Source organism: Pedobacter sp. R20-19 (genome assembly GCF_000708265.2).
Classification (GTDB): Bacteria; Bacteroidota; Bacteroidia; order Sphingobacteriales; family Sphingobacteriaceae; genus Pedobacter.
Window position 1 is genome coordinate 385,790 of the sequence record NZ_JCKI01000004.1, and the last position, 17,050, is coordinate 402,839.

Genomic DNA, 17,050 nt, shown 5'->3' on the forward strand with positions numbered 1-17,050 from the left:
AATCGCTTACCTTTTTACTTTCCAAATGGCATCTACAAAATAATGGTGCTGATCAAAAAAATCAGCAACGGGTATAAATCCACTTGAGGCAGCCATTTCATTCACTTCTGTTAATGAATATTTCTGCGAAATTTCCATGTAAATGTGCTCGTTTACATGGAAACGAATGGTTTCATCTCCAATGTTAACCAATTGATCCCTTAAACTAATCAGATAACTTTTGCAGGCACCTGATTCAGGGTCATAACTGGCATAATGATCAAAGCCGCTCACATCAAAATCACCATCCAATTCGCGATTTATCCGGCTTAATAAATTCAGGTTAAATGATTTCGTTATACCAGCCTCATCATCATATGCAGCCAAAATCTGACGTGGATTTTTCTTTAAATCAAATCCAATAATAAGTATATCCTCAGCAGATAACTCATTTCGCAATGCCTTACAAAATTCTTCCGCTTCAGTTACATTCATGTTTCCAATGTTGGCTCCCATAAACAGAAGTACTTTACGACGATTGGATAGTGTTTTTGCCTTTTTTACCATGGCGAAATAGTCGCCATTTAAACCCTCTACCTTTAGCGCAGGCAACTTCTTAGGGAGATTTTCTTCCAGGTCTTCAATAACATGCCGTGAAATATCAATGGGTAAATAAGTAAACTTTAGCTGGCGATTAATTAATGATTGCAACAGGTGAACTGATTTAGTGGCATCTCCAGCCCCCAATTCAATCAGGTCAAAAGCACTTGGATCTGCAGCAATAACATCAGCAATTTGCTCTGTTTGATGTTGCATAATTTCCATCTCCGCATCGGTGAGGTAATAATCCCCCATTTCCATGATCTGTTGAAAGATACCATCTCCAATTTCATCATAAAAATATTTAGAACTCAGTGACTTGCGTTCAGCCGTTAAACCTGCTAAAACATCATTTAAAAATGTTGATCCCACAGGGACATGTTGTTTTGAAATAATCGTACTCATGTAACTTTATTTTGCTAATCTAATCCCTGTAAACTGCCATCTCAAATGTGGATGAAAAAAATTTCGGTAGGTGATACGCCCATGATCTTTTGGCGTAGCTACAGATGCACCACGAAGTACTTTCTGGTTCACCATAAATTTGCCATTGTATTCTCCAATAGCGCCAGGGGCCTTACTAAATCCAGGATAAGGTAAGTATGCACTTTCGGTCCACTCCCACCTTTTACCCCAGTTAAATTGCCCTGCAGCAATTTCCCATTCAAATTCTGTTGGCAACCGCATACCTTTCCAACTGGCATAAGCATATGCTTCATAATAGCTAATGTGCGTTACAGGGTGTAAACTATTTAATGGCAATAAACCTGCATAAGTGTAATTAAACCATTCGCCATCTATTTCATGCCAATACATGGGGGCTTTAATGCCATTTGTTTTCACCCAATCCCAACCCTCTGCATGCCAGTAATTAAAATCACTATAGCCACCTGCCTTAATAAATTCCAGGTAAGATCCATTGGTTTCTAAAACAGCACTGATTTCAAAATCATTCAGATATACTTTATGGCGGTTTAATTCATTGTCAAAACAAAAATCACTTCCGGCAAAACCTATTTCATATATCCCTTCTGTTATGACTATTCTATCAGGCTGAGTTTGGATTTCCTCATGCTCTTTCCAATCATTGGAATACACCGGAAAAAGCGGATTGTTGCCTAAAATATATTTGATATCGGTAAGCAAAAGTTCCTGATGCTGCTGCTCGTGGTTAAATCCCAGAATTAGAAGTTCCATCACCTCATCAGTAATCGTTTCACTAAGTAAATCAGTCATCGCCTCATCTACATAATGCCGATACAGGTAAATCTCACTCACACTTGGACGGCTTAAATTGCCACGATCGGTGCGGATAACCCTTGCACCAACCGTTTCATAATAGCTGTTAAACACAAAATTATAATCGGGATTGTATTCCTGATAATTGGCTGCGTGTGGTTTTAAGATAAAGGTTTCAAAAAACCAGGTGGTATGGCCGAGATGCCATTTAGGTGGACTTACATCTTCAATAGGCTGAACTACATAATCTTCCGTTTGCAGCGGCTCACAAATCGATTCAGTATACTTCCTGATGGTCAGAAATTGATCAACTAAGCTCATTAATTTTTATCTAGATATTGTTGTAATGTTGTTATACTATTAACATCAAGATCTTTTGATTGTTTTTGCCGCATCATTAATGCGTACGAATTATTGAAGCCAATTGGTTTAAGCCATTTAATATTAAACTTTTGCGAAAATTGCCTGCTCACGTACTGATAGGTGCTATCTCTATCATGAGCCATTTTTTTGGAAACCTTCGGATCAGGTTTTAGCAGAACAAGTAAACCTGTACCCGTATATTCAGGATAAAAATCAATCTGATCGTTCATTAAAGCATCAAAACATATTTTAGTACCACCTAAACCAGTTTTGGTGGCCACTTCATAGTCTGTATTTCCCAAAATTAGCATCCGGTACATTTCTGCGAGAATATATTGCTCGCCAAAAATTTTTGAACCAATTCTAATCACACTCTTTTTGCCTCCTTTTGCACTTTTATATAAGCCACATCCAATTAAAAAATCTTTGGCCACCCGTTCAGGAGTTTGGTGCAGATAATCTGTCCGGTAGTTCAAATCTGTCATAATTGAATCAGTAATTTTTCCAGCCAAAAGATTTAACACACCTTCTAACTCTGGAAATTTCTTTAAGGAAGCCTCCCTGATAATCGGTGCTGCGTAGTAAGGTGGAAAAATCCCTTTATCATCTTTCAGAATCGTAAGCTTGAATGCTTTTAAACGTCCATCTGTTGAGTATCCGCTAATAATATCGAGTTCCTTTTCATATGCAGCCTGGTACATCACCGCATCACTGATCACTATCGTGTGAATTTTTAAGCCATAGACTGATTTCAGCCCTAAATCACCATCCTGTCTACCCATAAATTCTGGAGTAAAACCAGCTGTAAGCGAACTGCCATAAGCTTTTGGGAGCAGGTAAAAACCACCCAATACCAAAAACAATATTGGAAAAATATACAACGTCTTCCTGAACTTTTTGACATTCATTTTTTGGATAGCAGCTAAAATAGCATCAAGGATAATGGCCAGTAGCGCAGCGGGAATAGCACCCGCTAAAATCATATTGGTGTTATTAAGAGATATGCCACCAAAGATAAATTCACCTAAACCTCCTGCCGCGATATAGGAGGCCAACGTGGCTACACCGACATTAATTACCGTTGCTGTACGAACACCAGCCAGGATTACAGGCATAGCTAAAGGAAGTTCTACCTTAAACAAAACCTGCATCTTACTCATTCCCATGGCTATTGCAGCTTCCTTAACTTCGGTACTAATGCCTACTATACCGGTATAAGTATTTCTGATGATGGGTAATAAAGCATAAATTAATAAAGCCACAATGGCTGGTTTGGCGCCAATTCCGAGTATCGGAATCATAAATCCTAATAATGCAATGCTAGGAATCGTTTGTAAAACACCGGCTACAGCCAAAACAGAACCAGAAAGTTTTCGTTTTCTGGCAATGAAGATACCCAAGGGTAAACCAATAGCCACAGCTAAAAAAAGAGAAATAAAAGTTAAACCCAAATGCTGAAAGGTTTGATTGAGCAATTTATCAGACTCCCCTGACATGAATTGCCATAAATTTTGTTGAGGCTCATTCATGTAGATACTGCATGTGATAATGATTAAAGGCTACGGTTAAATCATTTATATTGAGTGATTTTTGTTCCTGGATTTCATCTGTCGAAAAAGCAATTTCCTGCCCCACCGAACGAAAACAATTTAAAGCATCCCATACACTTAAATCTGAATTGACTACCGTAGCATTTGCAGAATTTTTCACTGGTAAGTGATGCCATAAATCATTAAGCGTGGTGACTCTAAATTCAAGTGAGCGCCTTTCGCTTTCCATAAATTTCACCACAAAATCACTTGCTGGTTGATACAGTAATGATTTTGGTGTTCCAATCTGAATGATTTCACCTTTATCCATCAAACAAATGCGATCTGCAAGTTCGAAAGCCTCCTGAATATCATGCGTAACCATTACAATTGTCTTACGCTTTAACTCTTCCAGTGCTTTAAATTCTTTTCTGATACTGGCCCGTGTCACATTATCCAACGCACCAAAAGGCTCATCCATTAACAACACAGCAGGATCAGCAACTAAGGCCCTCGCTAAACCAACGCGCTGTTGCTGCCCGCCACTAAGTTCATGAGGAAAGAGATTAATATACTCATCCGAAAGATGAAGTTTTGCCATGAGCGCTTTAGTTCTGTCCAAAGTTTTCTTTCGATCCCATTTTAGCAGCTGTGGCACAATGGCTATATTTTCTCCAACTGTGTAATGAGGAAATAAACCATTATTTTGCATCACATAACCTATTCCCCTTCTTAATAATTCAGGGTTTTCTTGCTCAATATCTTTCCCATTAACCGTAATTGTTCCATGGTCAGGCGCAATAAGGCGGTTAATCATCTTTAATGTGGTGGTTTTACCACAGCCACTGGTACCTAGAAGGATAAGGTTTTCTCCTTCTTTCACCTCAAATGAAACTGCTTTAACAGCCGGTATATTATGGAAGGATTTACTAACCTTTTCCAGCTTTATCATATTATTTATGGATCTTCATGAACAGGTTATTCAACGATTCCGTATAAGTTGGATGTGCAAATACGCCATACCTGATTTGTTCTGAAGTAATACCTCCCTGCATTGCCATCTGCAATACCGACATAATTTCACCACCTTCAGAAGCAAGAATTGCTGCGCCCAAAATCTTATTGGTCTTTGTATCTACAATTGCTTTCATCAATCCAGCTGTTTCATCGGTTTCAATACCCCTGGCTACATTCTCCATTGGCAAAACAGCTACTTGATAATCTAATTTTTTTTCTTTCGCTTCCCGTTCTGAAAGTCCGATTCTGGCCAGTTGTGGATCAGTAAACATACAGTAAGGAACAGGTCGGTTGGCAGTAGATAAATTTGTATTTTCAATCAGGTTTCGGTAAACAATGGTATAATCGTTATAAGCAATATGCGTAAATGCTGGTCCACCTTTAACATCCCCTAAAGCATATATCCCTTTCACATTAGTTTCCAGTTGATCATTCACCAGGATATGACCATACTCGTCCGTTTCAACACCACAATTTTCTAAGTTTAAGTTCTTCGTTTGTGGTGCCCTGCCTACTGCAACCAGTAAATGAGTCGAGGTAATTTTTTTATCTTTTTTTCCGGATGTAATTGTCGTTTCAATCTGGTCACCCTTCCATCCGATGTGGTTAATCTTAACATCTGTAAAAATATCAATCTTTTCAGCAGTCAGGATATCAGTTACTGCCTTCGATATATCATCATCTTCTTTTGATAAGATAACAGATGATTGCTCTAAAATCGTAACCTGACTACCGAAACGACTAAACATCTGCCCAAATTCCAATCCAATATAATTGCCACCAATAATTACCAGATGCTCTGGAATCTCTTCCAATTCAAGGATGGAGGTAGAAGTAAGATAGTCAATTTCTTCAATTCCATCAATTTCAGGAATGATGGTTTTCGCACCAGTATTAATGAAGATCAAATCAGCAGTCAGTGTTTCTGTTGTCCCATCTTTGCTTTTAACCACAATCTCATTCTCACCCGTGAAACTCGCCTCACCCATATATAATTTTAAGCCTTTAGTTTCTTCGATACCATTCTTTGCACTTCCTCTAAACTTTTCAACAATGCTGTCGGCTCTTTTTTTAATCTTTTTTAAATCAACTTTAACATTATCGATGATAATGCCAAGTTCTGATGCCTTTCTTGCCTGATAGGCAGCCTTGGCAGAAGCAATCATCGCTTTTGTAGGTGTACAACCATCATTTATACAAGTACCACCTATAGTTCTCTTCTCTATTATTGCTGTTTTTTTTCCGGCTTCAGCCATTTTTTTCGCAAGCGGAACCCCTGCCTGGCCTGCACCAATGATGATCGCATCGTAATGTTTCATATCTGTTTGTTTTGCGTAAATAGTGAACTTGCTTTAATACAAAGTAACAAGCTGACACAGATATAACTTTAAAATAAGTTCATTGTTTTTAGTAAACTGAATCATTTTAGGAATGAGTAGTTAACCATGGCAGAAGATTTCTGTTGATTTTGATGCGAGAAAATTTTAGGTCTCTTAATTACCGATCGGTATGCCCTAGATTCATTTCCGGATCAATATGATCTCTAACTAACTTTTTCAATTCCTTAATTTCAGGGAAACGTCCGGCTTCCTTCCGATCAAATATAATCTTATCGTTTAGGCTTATCTGGAATGTTCCGCTCACTTCACTTGGCAATAAAGTTACCCCTTTTAGTTGTTCGGAAAATGTTGTGAGTAACTCTTGCGCCATGTAGGCTGACCGAAGCATCCACCCACAACGCGGACAGTACTCAATTGATATTAAAGGCTTTATCATTTTTTTTATATTAAAAAAGGTATAGCATAAAACCATACAATTGCGACATTAAATTAATGAAGAAAATATGAAGAAATATTAAAAATCGGTATTTAGTTTGGAAAGTAACCACAAAACTTCTACTTTCGTCCCGAGAGCGTTAATTTAGATACGGGCCGGAGGTAGTTTTACCTTTGGCCCGTTCTTCTTTTAAAGGGTTTTTACAAATGATTTTTTTCGAAATACCGGCTAAAGAAAAGCATTTGATATTGGATTGCATTTCCCCAGTAAACCCAATTATGTACGCCCGGACGAATAATGAAATCATGTGGAATATTTCGATCCAGCAATTTATCATGTAAAGCAACATTTACCTTGTAAAAAAAATCGCCATCACCACAATCAATAATCATAGCCAGTTTATTAGGTACAAGTAGATGGGTTAAATTTACCACACTATTAGCCTCCCAACGCTCCGGATTTTCACTGTACGATCCTAATCTTTTAGAAATATTCCAGTTTTCAGGGAAAGGGCGCAGATCTACACCACCACTCATACTTCCACAAGCGCCAAAAACATCCTGATGCCGAAATGCAAGATATAAAGCACCGTGACCACCCATACTCAATCCAGTGATTGCACGGCCCGATCGATCTTTTACCGTAGCATAATGTTGATCAACGTAATTCACCAATTCTGACGATACGTAGGTTTCATATTGATAAGTCTTATCTATTGGACTATTAAAATACCAGCTGGTTACGCCCCCATCCGGACACACAACCACCATCGAAAATAGATCACTTAATTTTTTTACTGTTTCGCGATCTGGAGTTTGATTTACCCAATCAGCATAATTGCCTCCAGCACCATGTAATAAATATAAGGTAGGGTATTTTTTAGAAGCTGAATAAGTGTTTGGTTTCACCACAACAGCTTTAATTTCTTTATCCATCACCTTACTATAAGTGGTAACAGTATCTACACTAGCTGCAAAGCTAACAACCGGAAACAGGCTGGTAAGTACAAAATATTTAACCAGTTGGAGGAATTTCATGTAAAATTGGTTCATACATCAAATATAATAAATTGCTAAACCCCTGATTAATTATTTTAAATTAATCCTTATTCTTTAGTCTATTTCTCCAAACTCTGTACTTATTAATAAAAACTCATCTACCTCCAAGACTTCTGCCTAAAGACTGTAGACTCCAGACTTTAAAGCTATCTTGATCAAAATAAAAGTTTTGTTAAAGGAGGATTATTTCCGCGTACTCCCCCATGCCCATAAAACCAATACCGGTTGAAAAAATAACCTGGTCATTCTTTTACGATCTGTATCCAATCCAAAGCCATCCCTTCTGTTTACATATTGAGATACATTGCCAGGGAAAACACCTACAAAAAGTGAGGCCGCGAATAAACCCAATGTTGACCTGTATTTTTTTGGTGCGACTACTAAAGCGGTACCCAAAGCAATTTCAACCAGACCGGAATACACAACGGTATCATCTTTTTTTAATGGAACCCAATCCGGTACCTGCGCCTGAAATTCTTTTCTAGAAAAAGTTAAATGGCCAATTCCGGCTACAATTAAACCGGCACCCAGTAATATCCGGGCAGTATTTTTGATTTGCTTATCCATAATGATATTTTAAACATCATGTTGCAAATATTATTCCATTGATTAAATTAATGATCATACAAGAAGAAAGAAACAACACTATTCAAAATAAGCTTTCAAACGATAAGTTAGGGAGCTAAGTAATTTGGGCGTGTATGTAGTATTTAGTTTCGATCCCGTTAGTGAAGTTAAATCTGCCAATGGTACATTTTCAATACAGAAATCCAGGTTATTTAAACAGTCTTGAAATTCCTGGTCATTCATTACATCATTTCCCTCTTTTGCTAGCGATAGAGCTGCGATTGCACCATTTAACTGATAATTTAAAACCTGAATATCTTCTAGCCCAACTAAATCAATGTGGTTTGCAAGGGGTTCTTTTCTAATACTTTGCAAAGCCTCACTTAAAAAAGAGAAGCTGATGTAAGCATCTTTCCTGGCCAGTTTAGTGCGATAATAATAGTGTTGAAATCCTTTTCTTTCTGTTGCCACACAAAATAAATAATGCCTGCTTGCGGCAAGGCCGTTCAAAATGAGTGCACTGATGCGTGGTGTTTCCCAGATTGGAAAAATAAAAATTGAAAGATAGGATAATCCGCAACCAATTAATGTGAACAATAGGCGGTCGCTAATAATCTGCGACACATGCCCATGGTAAACATTGAGGCCTAATACTACCATTACCGTTACACAGGCTACCCCCCATAAGTAATGCGTTCTGTTAAAGAGAAAAAAACCAAGCAGGCCAAATGCAGCCAACCCCAATTGTACCGGAACAGATGCAAAAGCAAGTAACAATCCAATCACTAAGCCAATTAATGTTCCCCACAAACGTTCCATATTTCGTTTTCGGGTTAAACCGAAACTCGGTCTGTTTACAATCACAACAGTAAGCAGTAACCAATAGCTGTAACGCTGATCTGGAAAAAGTAAGGTTGGCATTACGGCAATTAAGCAAAGTAAGCTCAGGCGGAGTGCGAACCGAAATACTGGTGCACGTAGAGAAAACTGACTTGTTATATTTTTCCAACTGACTGATGTTTCAGGAATAAAATCTTTATAAACCTCTGTTTCTATGATATCTGTATCAGGCAATTCCAGTTGATAGCTCATCGATAGGCGCTCAACTATTTTAGAGATATCTTTTAGATTTCTGGTTATTCCAGCAAGCAAGTCTTTACCCTGAAGTGGTATACTAGCAGATAGCGCCAGTAATAAATTAATTTTTTCTTCGATATTACCATGATTAACTGTAACAGGATTAACCTTTCTGGTAATGGAAAATTGCACGGCACTATATTCTAACAAATCAGTAAGTTGCGAAATAACTTCCTGTATTTTAGTAAGGGCACCCATCGGCGCTAAGGCCTGCCTGATTTCGCCATAATCATGATGAATGGCAGTTACTTGCTCATAAAGATCAATAATATCCAGTGCAGCCGCCAGTAACTTTTTTCCTGTCTGGTTATCTGGAGACATCGCAATTCGGTCTCGAAGCAACAAACTCCTGATTAACTCCTGCCTTGCATTTAATTTTAAATGCAGAGAAATATTTTGTGCATTAAAATCACGAAGATCAAATCCCTCATTATAAGCACTTGCACGTAACCGCATCAAAGCTGCCGTTCCTTGAATGGCTTCAAAAATTGCATGATGCAAAGAGCGATATGGCCTTAAATAAATTTGAGTAAGACTGATCAATGCATACCATGCGGCACCAATTACAATATAAGTACTAAAAACTAAGGGTTGCTTTGGATGTAAGCCAAGGGTGAAAGCGATTAACGTTGTGCCGATCAATCCAATAAGTGATAAGCGATGTCCAAATACCGAAAGCATCGAAAATATAAAGGTTATAATAACTACGCTCGTAGCCACATAGTATGGATGAGGCAAGCTAATGGCTATTATAAAAGAAGTGAGCGCGAGAGAAAAAATTGCTATGATTGATCCGATTAATTTGTCTCTCCTATTGCCAGGAATATCACAAAGACTCATAAAAAGCGTACCGATGCTGATACTAATGCCCGCTACAACCTGCCCGAAATAAGCACATGCGATAAGTGGAATGATGATGGCAAATGTACTTCTAAGGGCATCAGTTAAATATTCACTATAACGTATCCGGATGGCAAAATCCTTTAGTTTTCGAGAATATCCCATTAAAAAGTTTTCGTTCTGTTCTCTTTTCATCAATTTCTGCCGCAAACTTAATGACATTTATTCTGATTACCACACACATTTTAGGTAATCATTATTCTTAGATTAAGTTACAGCGATAAAAAAAGTGAAGGATAAGTTGATTAAAGTATTACAGACTGTATGATTAATGAATCTGCGCAGAAATACGTTTTACGAAATCATCAATTTCAAATGGTTTATGGATGTAATCCTGTGCAAAACAGCGTTTATACATACCATCTTTTGAAAAGTTAGCAGACATCATTACCACAGGTCTGCCTGCAGTGCCTGGAGAAGATTTCAATTCACAACAGTAATCTATGCCATTGCCATCAGGCAACATCACATCAAGCAAAAATAAATCTGCTGGTTTGCCTTTTGCAATACCAGACCGAAAGGCTGCAATATTTGGATATGCAAATACTTCATATTTTTCCTCTTCAAGCAGCATCGAAACGATCTCTCTTATATCATCATTATCTTCTAACACATAGATGCGCTTTTCCATATTATCTTACATTTTCCTTCTTGTAAACCAATATGATAGGTAGTTAGTTTTAACGAATGTGTTTATTAATGAAAATATTTAAATATAGTATTAAAGAATCTCCTTATACGAATAATCAGTTTGGTTTTAAAACCAGTTCTTTATTCATCCTGTTTCGAAATAAACTAAAATTATGAAAAACATCATTTTTATACACGGTATGTTTCAGAATTCAAAAAGCTGGAATAAGTGGAAAGACTATTTCACAACAAGAGGCTATAACTGTTTAGTTCCAGACTGGCCATTACATCAAGGTGAGCCAGTAAGCCTTCGAGAGAATCCTCCTGCTGGTCTCGGTGATTTGCATTTGGATGATATCATAGTACCTATCGAAACGCAGGTATTAGAGATGGATAAACCAATTATAATTGGTCATTCAGTAGGTGGATTAATCCTACAGTTATTAATTAATCGTGGTGTGGCAAGCGCAGGGGTAGCCATCAGCTCTGTTGCCCCAAATGCCATGTTGGATTTTGATTGGGGATTTTTTAAAAATAGTGCACTAATTGCAAACCCATTTAAAGGAAATGAACCTTTCTTTATGGATGAAAAGAGCTTTCATGGATCATTTGCAAATACATTAAGTGAGCAGGAATCAAATTTAGCTTATCAGGAATTTGCTACTCATGATAGTCGCAATGTACTTCGAGATTGCATGGGTACAGCAGGAGAACTAGATTTAGAATTGCCCCATGCCCCACTTCTGCTAATTGCTGCAGAAAAAGACGAAATCATTCCAGATACACTCGTTAAGAAAAATTTTGAAGGCTACGTAGATCCATCAAGCACGACAGCATTCAAAGCATTTCCTGATCGAAGCCACTATATCTGTGGAGAACCAGGTTGGGAACAAGTAGCTGAATATATTGCCAATTGGCTAGATACCTTACCAGTGTCCACTCAAGTTTAATAGAACGGGCTTGTTCAGGCAAGCCCTTCCAACCAATTTATAATGCTTAGTTAGTCAGTTAGATAGAAATTATTCGCAATCAAAAACTTTTAACTTACTGTTGTGTTATACAGCTGAATTTATCCCATCAGCAAAACAAATGAACGAAATCATTGATCACGAAAGTTATCTTGAAGTTATCTTCAGAATTAAAACATTATCTGCAACACAGCAAGATACCACCTTCAATTTTGAGGAATTAACTGAGCTACAGAAAATGGCAATAGCATATGAGTTAAAAAGATATGATTTTACCATAGGCTTAACTGATACCAGGCAATTTTCAATGGCTGTATAAGCCAAACAATTGATATCCATACAATTCCTTTTTTTTACATACTTTACCTTTGCCTTTCTTATGGTGTAACAGTAAGTAGAATAGGGTTATTCTTTATTTTTCTTAGAACTACTGGGGAAACATTTTTGCAAGTTGCTTGTTAGCTACTTACATTAAAAAGAACGCCCTTGATACACGACATCCTTTTTTATTTTAGTCTTCTTGTTATCCTATCTACGATTATTCCTTTTATTCGTCACGATTTTTGGATTTTCAGGGTATTTGAGTATCCCAGATTACAAAAATTAACGCTAAATATTCTTTTAATCATTGTTATTCTTTGTTTTTCATTTCCTTTACAAATAAAGGATTGGTCGGTATTCACAGCTTTAACCCTCAATATGTTTTATCTTTTATACCTAATCTTTCCATTTACAGTATTAGGTAAAAAGCAAATCATTACTGGTATAAGAACAGATGGTATTCAGAATCTCAAAATTTTAATCGCCAATGTATATCAGGAAAACCGCCAATCTGGCGAATACCATAAACTCATTTCAATATGCGACCCTGATGTGATTCTGATGGTAGAAACTAATAAATGGTGGCAAAAAGAAATGGATTCTATTCAGAATACGTACACTCACCAATTAAAGGCACCGTTAGAAAATACCTATGGAATGTTATTATACTCTAAACTTGCCTTAAGTGAGAAAAAGGTAAATTATCTGGTAAAGTCAGATATTCCTTCTATGGAAGCTACTGTTGAATTAAGATCCGGACAAAAAGTAAAATTATTTTGTTTACATCCCGAACCACCTGTTCCACAGGAAAATCCAAAAAGTACAGAAAGAGATAAAGAAATATTAATCGTAGGTGCTAAAGCAAAAGAAAGTAACATCCCTGTAATAGTAATGGGCGATTTGAATGACGTTGCATGGAGTTATACCACTGAGCTTTTCGGTAAGGTTAGCGGACTGCTCGATCCACGCAGAGGAAGAGGTTTTTTTAATAGTTTTAATGCCAAATATTGGTTACTTAGATTTCCATTGGATCATATTTTTTGTTCAACCGATTTTGCCCTCAGCTCTATTAAGCGATTAGCCAGTTGCGGTTCGGATCATTTTCCTATGTGTGTAGATTTAAAATATACGCCATCTGCAGAAATGCAAAATGAGCAACTTGAGGTCTCAAATGACGACCTACTGTTAGCTAAAGAAAAGATTTTAGCGGATATTGATGGTTAAATCTAGCCGTATGATGATACAGACAACTAGAATATCTATTATTTTAAAAATGTATTTATAAATCCACTAAAGAAATACATCCAAATAAATATTAAATTTATATCATGATTGTTTTAAGCCCAGGCTACTCCTTCTACATAAACACTTTTTTTTCCAATTTAAAATAATCATATTAGATTATTTAGGTGAATTTGATGCGAAAATGCAATATTTAAATTGAATATGAATAGTGACGAAATTTAAATTGATAAACATTAATCAATAGAGTTTTTATCATACACCAACCTCAATTTTAATATATTACTATATAACCTCAATGCTGTAAATTTCATATGATACCACCGTCTATATGCTCTTAGTATCTATTATTCAGTTTGAATAGAAAATGATTTCTTTAACATAGATCAAATTAACTTGCTAATCCCTAAGTACTTTTTTAAAGGTTTAAACATTAAAATTTGATTAAAAAAATATAGATTTGCACCGCGCACTCCAAAAAAATTATAAAAGTGCACATGAAATTCTATCCTATATTTAATTTTTTTAATGCTTTAGAACCAGTATCAGATGAACTTATAGAACAAGTTCGTAAACATGCTACTGCGATTACAGTTTGCAAAAATACCAGATTACATCCAGATGGTAGTTCCGAAAAAAATGCGCTCTTCATTGCAAGCGGAACATTAAGAAAATATACTATTATTGATAAAAAGCAAATTACACTTTCTCTTTATGGAGAAAATGAATTGATTGGATTTACCGAAATCTCACAGTATTTAGATGATGAAGGTTTGGAAGCCATCTGTGATTCAGAACTCATTCTGCTACCAAAGGATTTTGTAGAAGATTTATATATTAACTTTCCTGAAGTTGAAAAAATGGTAAGAAAAATTTTCTCATTGAAATATCAAAAAAGCGTACTCGAATCAAGGCTCTGCCGGCTTCCATCCGCAATTCATCGCTATAGTGTTTTTAGCAAGGCAACTGATAGGTACAATTTACCAGCAAGAATTTTAGCCAGCTACCTTTTAATGAGAGAAGAAACCTTTAGCAGGTTAAAAACTAAACATAAAAAGGAAAGTTGCCTATAAGGCCATTTTAATAAAAAACAAGTATTGTAAAAGTTTATATTTATAAATCAAACAATTACATAAAAAAACCGCTAAAATTATATCTTCAGCGGTTTTTCAATTTTAGATTTCTCTTAATTATAAAGCTTTATGTGCATCTCTTAATGCTTTAATTGCATCATGACTAACATTAATGCCTTCTTGTTGCTTTAATAGAATAGATCTAACATGCTCACCTAGTTCATTTTCCTGTAAAGCATCTTTATATGCTTTTTTTATAGCATCTTCACCACGCTCACACTCGGCTAAAATACTATGACGATCATCACCGCCAAAACTAGCTTTAATATCAATCCATGCACGGTGTAAAGTACCTAAAACAGTGTTTCCACTATCAGGATTTTCACCGCTTCTTCCTACTAAACCTGCAAGCTCAATTACATTTTGTCTGCTATCAGATGACAGTTTATCAAAAGTAGCTTTTAAATCAATGTTTTCATCGCTTAAATCACTTGATGCTTTATCAAAACCATCTGCTCTGTCATTGTTAATTTCAATAAGGTCATTTAATACCTCAACTGTTTTTTCTTGATTTTCCATAGTAAATTATAATCTTATAATTGGTAGATGTTATAATAACAAGTGGAAATCATTAATGTTTGAAACTTTCAAACAAAGAAATTTAATTATGAATATTTGATTCCTCAAAATAAATACATCGATTAATCAATCATAAATTCATATCAAGAATAGATAATGCCGAACGCAAATGAATCAATTGTGTAAACAAAGAGATAAAAAACAGGCCATGCCTGTATAGAATCTTAAAATTTATTTCTTAAACAAGTCTTACCTTAACTGCATTTAAACCTTTTTTGCCTTCCTGCACTTCATATTCTACATTGTCATTTTCACTAATTTTATCAATAAGTCCGCTTACGTGAACGAAGATTTCCGAACCATTTTCTTCCTTAATAAATCCAAATCCTTTTTCTGTGTTAAAAAATTTTACTGTACCGTTTTTCATGTTGTAGATTGTTATTTTAATTTTATTAAATAAAAATAGTGTTAAAATCCAAAAAAACAAACATGTAACAAATATAATTTATTCTACACGCTATATATAAATAAGGTATGTTTTAAATCTTTGTTAATCTTAGTATTATAAATATGTACTTCTCATCAATACTTCGCCTATAACAATACAGCATTAATTTATTTCAAAAATCCATTTAATTCGTTCATGAATAAAATATAAACACATTCAGTTTGAAATACCCTTTAATGTATATTAACTATATTTGCAACATGATTATTTACAAGACAAACGAGGAAGTAGAGTTGATGAAAATCAGTGCACAATTGGTGAGTAATACCTTAGCTGAGGTAGCTAAAGTATTGAAGCCTGGAATGACTACACTTGAAATCGATCATCTCGCAAATACTTTTATTCTTGATCATGGGGCAGTGCCTTCATTTTATAATTACAATGGTTTTCCATTTCATATTATTACTTCTGTGAATGATGTGGTGGTTCATGGTTTTCCAACCAATCAGGAATTAAGAGATGGTGATATTATCTCCGTTGATGTTGGTACAATAAAAAATGGTTTTCATGGTGATCATGCCTATACATTTATAATAGGGGAAGTTTCTGCTGAGATACTAAAACTAGTAAAAACGACCAAAGAGTCACTATTTCTGGGTATTGAGCAGGCCGTTGCTGGTAAGAGAATGGGCGATATTGGTTATGCCATTCAATCACACAATGAAAAGCAAGGATATGGTGTAGTTCGCGATTTAGTTGGTCATGGCCTTGGTAAAGATATGCATGAAGATCCTCAGGTACCTAACTATGGCCGAAAAGGATCGGGGTCATTATTAAAAGAAAATCTGGTTTTAGCCATAGAGCCTATGATTAACTTAGGCAAAAAAGAAGTTTTTATTGATGAAGATGGCTGGACAATTAGAACCGCTGATGGTAAGCCATCAGTACATTTCGAACATGATGTTTGTGTAAAGAAAGGTCAGGCTTTAATCTTATCCGATTATGCCCCTATTGAAAAGGCAGAAAAAGAAAATGCTAATCTTAATACTTCATATTATTAGGATAAGAAAAGTAGAAATGAGTTGATCATTTCTACTTTTTTTCATTAGATAAATCTAACCAATCCTTAGTTGCTGTAATCTTGAGATCTCCAGGCATTGGAATCCTGTCCATTAATAACTGATATCCAGTATTTAGCTATTCTTCGATTCTTTTCGGGAAAGCTATGTCCTTTATAGATGCTTCGATGGAGATTGCTTCAGCAAATGAAGAATCTGCTTCGCAAAGACGATCTTTCGTATAGGTACACTAACCAAACCGTCATGCTGATCCGATAGTTATCGGATTTAGTTCAGCACCTATTTTCATCAGATCCTGAATCAAGTTGAGGAAGACGATCGACGGGTATCGATGAATACATCTACTCCGTTGCTGTCATGCTGAGGCACGAAGCATTTCCAGATGATGGAAACCTGTCCGTTAATGGCGTATGCCGAAAAGCTTGTACGCCATGCTATTCGCTTTGGTCTTTAAGCTTTTACCTTTCCACTTTGATCTTTCAGCTTTTTTATTATAAACGCAGAAACCCCTGCAGTTGTTACTGCAAGGGTCCTGGTTAAACGCC

17 protein-coding genes are annotated in these 17,050 nt (G+C 36.1%); 5 read left to right on the forward strand and 12 right to left on the reverse strand.

All coding sequences use genetic code 11. The features are described from left to right. Positions 1 to 6: 6 nt before the first annotated feature. From AN34_RS11970 to AN34_RS12015, 10 genes are all read right to left on the reverse strand, one after another. A complete protein-coding gene (locus AN34_RS11970) occupies positions 7 to 984 on the reverse strand; it encodes an L-histidine N(alpha)-methyltransferase (protein WP_029285674.1) in 978 nt (325 codons plus the stop codon). A 6-nt stretch (positions 985 to 990) separates the two neighbouring features. After that, positions 991 to 2,139 carry an ergothioneine biosynthesis protein EgtB gene (egtB, locus tag AN34_RS11975; RefSeq protein ID WP_029285676.1) on the reverse strand — a complete coding sequence of 383 codons (1,149 nt, stop codon included), beginning with the start codon at positions 2,137 to 2,139 and terminating at the stop codon, positions 991 to 993. After that, positions 2,139 to 3,677 carry an ABC transporter permease/substrate-binding protein gene (locus tag AN34_RS11980; RefSeq protein WP_231625538.1) on the reverse strand — a complete coding sequence of 513 codons (1,539 nt, stop codon included), beginning with the start codon at positions 3,675 to 3,677 and terminating at the stop codon, positions 2,139 to 2,141. Before AN34_RS11980 ends, egtB begins: the two co-directional genes overlap by 1 nt. Before the next feature lie 25 nt (positions 3,678 to 3,702). Then, on the reverse strand, positions 3,703 to 4,662 hold the full coding sequence (locus AN34_RS11985; protein ID WP_029285680.1) for an ABC transporter ATP-binding protein: 960 nt from the start codon (positions 4,660 to 4,662) through the stop codon (positions 3,703 to 3,705). A gap of 1 nt (position 4,663) precedes the next feature. Next, positions 4,664 to 6,046, reverse strand: a complete 1,383-nt coding sequence (locus AN34_RS11990; RefSeq protein ID WP_029285682.1) for a mercuric reductase — start codon at positions 6,044 to 6,046, stop codon at positions 4,664 to 4,666. A 178-nt stretch (positions 6,047 to 6,224) separates the two neighbouring features. Then, the gene (locus tag AN34_RS11995) at positions 6,225 to 6,503 is read right to left on the reverse strand and encodes a SelT/SelW/SelH family protein (RefSeq protein WP_197285513.1); all 279 of its coding nucleotides are present in this window, start codon (positions 6,501 to 6,503) and stop codon (positions 6,225 to 6,227) included. 200 nt (positions 6,504 to 6,703) lie between these two features. Beyond that, positions 6,704 to 7,540: an alpha/beta hydrolase family protein gene (locus tag AN34_RS12000; protein WP_029285686.1), complete on the reverse strand. Its 837-nt coding sequence runs from the start codon at positions 7,538 to 7,540 to the stop codon at positions 6,704 to 6,706. 204 nt (positions 7,541 to 7,744) lie between these two features. Further along, a complete protein-coding gene (locus tag AN34_RS12005) occupies positions 7,745 to 8,128 on the reverse strand; it encodes a membrane protein (protein ID WP_029285688.1) in 384 nt (127 codons plus the stop codon). Positions 8,129 to 8,206: 78 nt separating this feature from the next. After that, on the reverse strand, positions 8,207 to 10,300 hold the full coding sequence (locus AN34_RS12010) for an FUSC family membrane protein (RefSeq protein WP_029285690.1): 2,094 nt from the start codon (positions 10,298 to 10,300) through the stop codon (positions 8,207 to 8,209). 133 nt (positions 10,301 to 10,433) lie between these two features. Further along, positions 10,434 to 10,796: a response regulator transcription factor gene (locus AN34_RS12015; protein ID WP_029285692.1), complete on the reverse strand. Its 363-nt coding sequence runs from the start codon at positions 10,794 to 10,796 to the stop codon at positions 10,434 to 10,436. A 172-nt stretch (positions 10,797 to 10,968) separates the two neighbouring features. On the opposite strand from AN34_RS12015, the gene AN34_RS12020 reads away from it, so the two are divergent. The 4 genes from AN34_RS12020 to AN34_RS12035 all read left to right on the forward strand — a co-directional run bounded on the left by AN34_RS12020 (position 10,969) and on the right by AN34_RS12035 (position 14,399). Continuing rightward, positions 10,969 to 11,745, forward strand: coding sequence for an alpha/beta hydrolase (locus tag AN34_RS12020; protein ID WP_029285695.1), 777 nt, complete (start codon positions 10,969 to 10,971; stop codon positions 11,743 to 11,745). Positions 11,746 to 11,884: 139 nt separating this feature from the next. Beyond that, positions 11,885 to 12,082: a hypothetical protein gene (locus AN34_RS12025; protein ID WP_029285696.1), complete on the forward strand. Its 198-nt coding sequence runs from the start codon at positions 11,885 to 11,887 to the stop codon at positions 12,080 to 12,082. A 380-nt stretch (positions 12,083 to 12,462) separates the two neighbouring features. Next, positions 12,463 to 13,308 (forward strand): endonuclease/exonuclease/phosphatase family protein, encoded by an 846-nt coding sequence (locus tag AN34_RS12030; RefSeq protein ID WP_231625539.1) that lies wholly within the window; start codon positions 12,463 to 12,465, stop codon positions 13,306 to 13,308. A 515-nt stretch (positions 13,309 to 13,823) separates the two neighbouring features. Continuing rightward, positions 13,824 to 14,399, forward strand: coding sequence for a Crp/Fnr family transcriptional regulator (locus tag AN34_RS12035; protein ID WP_029285700.1), 576 nt, complete (start codon positions 13,824 to 13,826; stop codon positions 14,397 to 14,399). Between the two features lie 117 nt (positions 14,400 to 14,516). Here AN34_RS12035 and AN34_RS12040 read toward each other — a convergent pair whose 3' ends face one another. Continuing rightward, positions 14,517 to 14,978: a PA2169 family four-helix-bundle protein gene (locus AN34_RS12040; RefSeq protein WP_029285702.1), complete on the reverse strand. Its 462-nt coding sequence runs from the start codon at positions 14,976 to 14,978 to the stop codon at positions 14,517 to 14,519. A gap of 238 nt (positions 14,979 to 15,216) precedes the next feature. Continuing rightward, complete coding sequence (locus AN34_RS12045; protein ID WP_029285704.1) at positions 15,217 to 15,405, reverse strand: cold-shock protein; 189 nt, start codon at positions 15,403 to 15,405, stop codon at positions 15,217 to 15,219. A 281-nt stretch (positions 15,406 to 15,686) separates the two neighbouring features. Between AN34_RS12045 and map the strand changes: the two genes are divergently transcribed. Then, positions 15,687 to 16,487 (forward strand): type I methionyl aminopeptidase, encoded by an 801-nt coding sequence (gene map / locus AN34_RS12050; RefSeq protein WP_029285707.1) that lies wholly within the window; start codon positions 15,687 to 15,689, stop codon positions 16,485 to 16,487. The last annotated feature ends 563 nt before the right edge of the window (positions 16,488 to 17,050 follow it).

Bases quoted from the DNA above. Each gene is read 5' to 3' on its own strand.
- AN34_RS11995 (WP_197285513.1), bottom strand. From the start codon at position 6,503: ATGATAAAGCCTTTAATATCAATTGAGTACTGTCCGCGTTGTGGGTGG.
- AN34_RS12035 (WP_029285700.1), top strand. From the start codon at position 13,824: ATGAAATTCTATCCTATATTTAATTTTTTTAATGCTTTAGAACCAGTA.
- map (WP_029285707.1), top strand. From the start codon at position 15,687: ATGATTATTTACAAGACAAACGAGGAAGTAGAGTTGATGAAAATCAGT.
- AN34_RS12025 (WP_029285696.1), top strand. From the start codon at position 11,885: ATGAACGAAATCATTGATCACGAAAGTTATCTTGAAGTTATCTTCAGA.
- egtB (WP_029285676.1), bottom strand. From the start codon at position 2,139: ATGAGCTTAGTTGATCAATTTCTGACCATCAGGAAGTATACTGAATCG.
- AN34_RS12030 (WP_231625539.1), top strand. From the start codon at position 12,463: ATGTTTTATCTTTTATACCTAATCTTTCCATTTACAGTATTAGGTAAA.
- AN34_RS11970 (WP_029285674.1), bottom strand. From the start codon at position 984: ATGAGTACGATTATTTCAAAACAACATGTCCCTGTGGGATCAACATTT.
- AN34_RS12015 (WP_029285692.1), bottom strand. From the start codon at position 10,796: ATGGAAAAGCGCATCTATGTGTTAGAAGATAATGATGATATAAGAGAG.
- AN34_RS12000 (WP_029285686.1), bottom strand. From the start codon at position 7,540: ATGAAATTCCTCCAACTGGTTAAATATTTTGTACTTACCAGCCTGTTT.
- AN34_RS12010 (WP_029285690.1), bottom strand. From the start codon at position 10,300: ATGAAAAGAGAACAGAACGAAAACTTTTTAATGGGATATTCTCGAAAA.
- AN34_RS11985 (WP_029285680.1), bottom strand. From the start codon at position 4,662: ATGATAAAGCTGGAAAAGGTTAGTAAATCCTTCCATAATATACCGGCT.
- AN34_RS11980 (WP_231625538.1), bottom strand. From the start codon at position 3,677: ATGTCAGGGGAGTCTGATAAATTGCTCAATCAAACCTTTCAGCATTTG.
- AN34_RS12005 (WP_029285688.1), bottom strand. From the start codon at position 8,128: ATGGATAAGCAAATCAAAAATACTGCCCGGATATTACTGGGTGCCGGT.
- AN34_RS12020 (WP_029285695.1), top strand. From the start codon at position 10,969: ATGAAAAACATCATTTTTATACACGGTATGTTTCAGAATTCAAAAAGC.
- AN34_RS11990 (WP_029285682.1), bottom strand. From the start codon at position 6,046: ATGAAACATTACGATGCGATCATCATTGGTGCAGGCCAGGCAGGGGTT.
- AN34_RS12045 (WP_029285704.1), bottom strand. From the start codon at position 15,405: ATGAAAAACGGTACAGTAAAATTTTTTAACACAGAAAAAGGATTTGGA.
- AN34_RS12040 (WP_029285702.1), bottom strand. From the start codon at position 14,978: ATGGAAAATCAAGAAAAAACAGTTGAGGTATTAAATGACCTTATTGAA.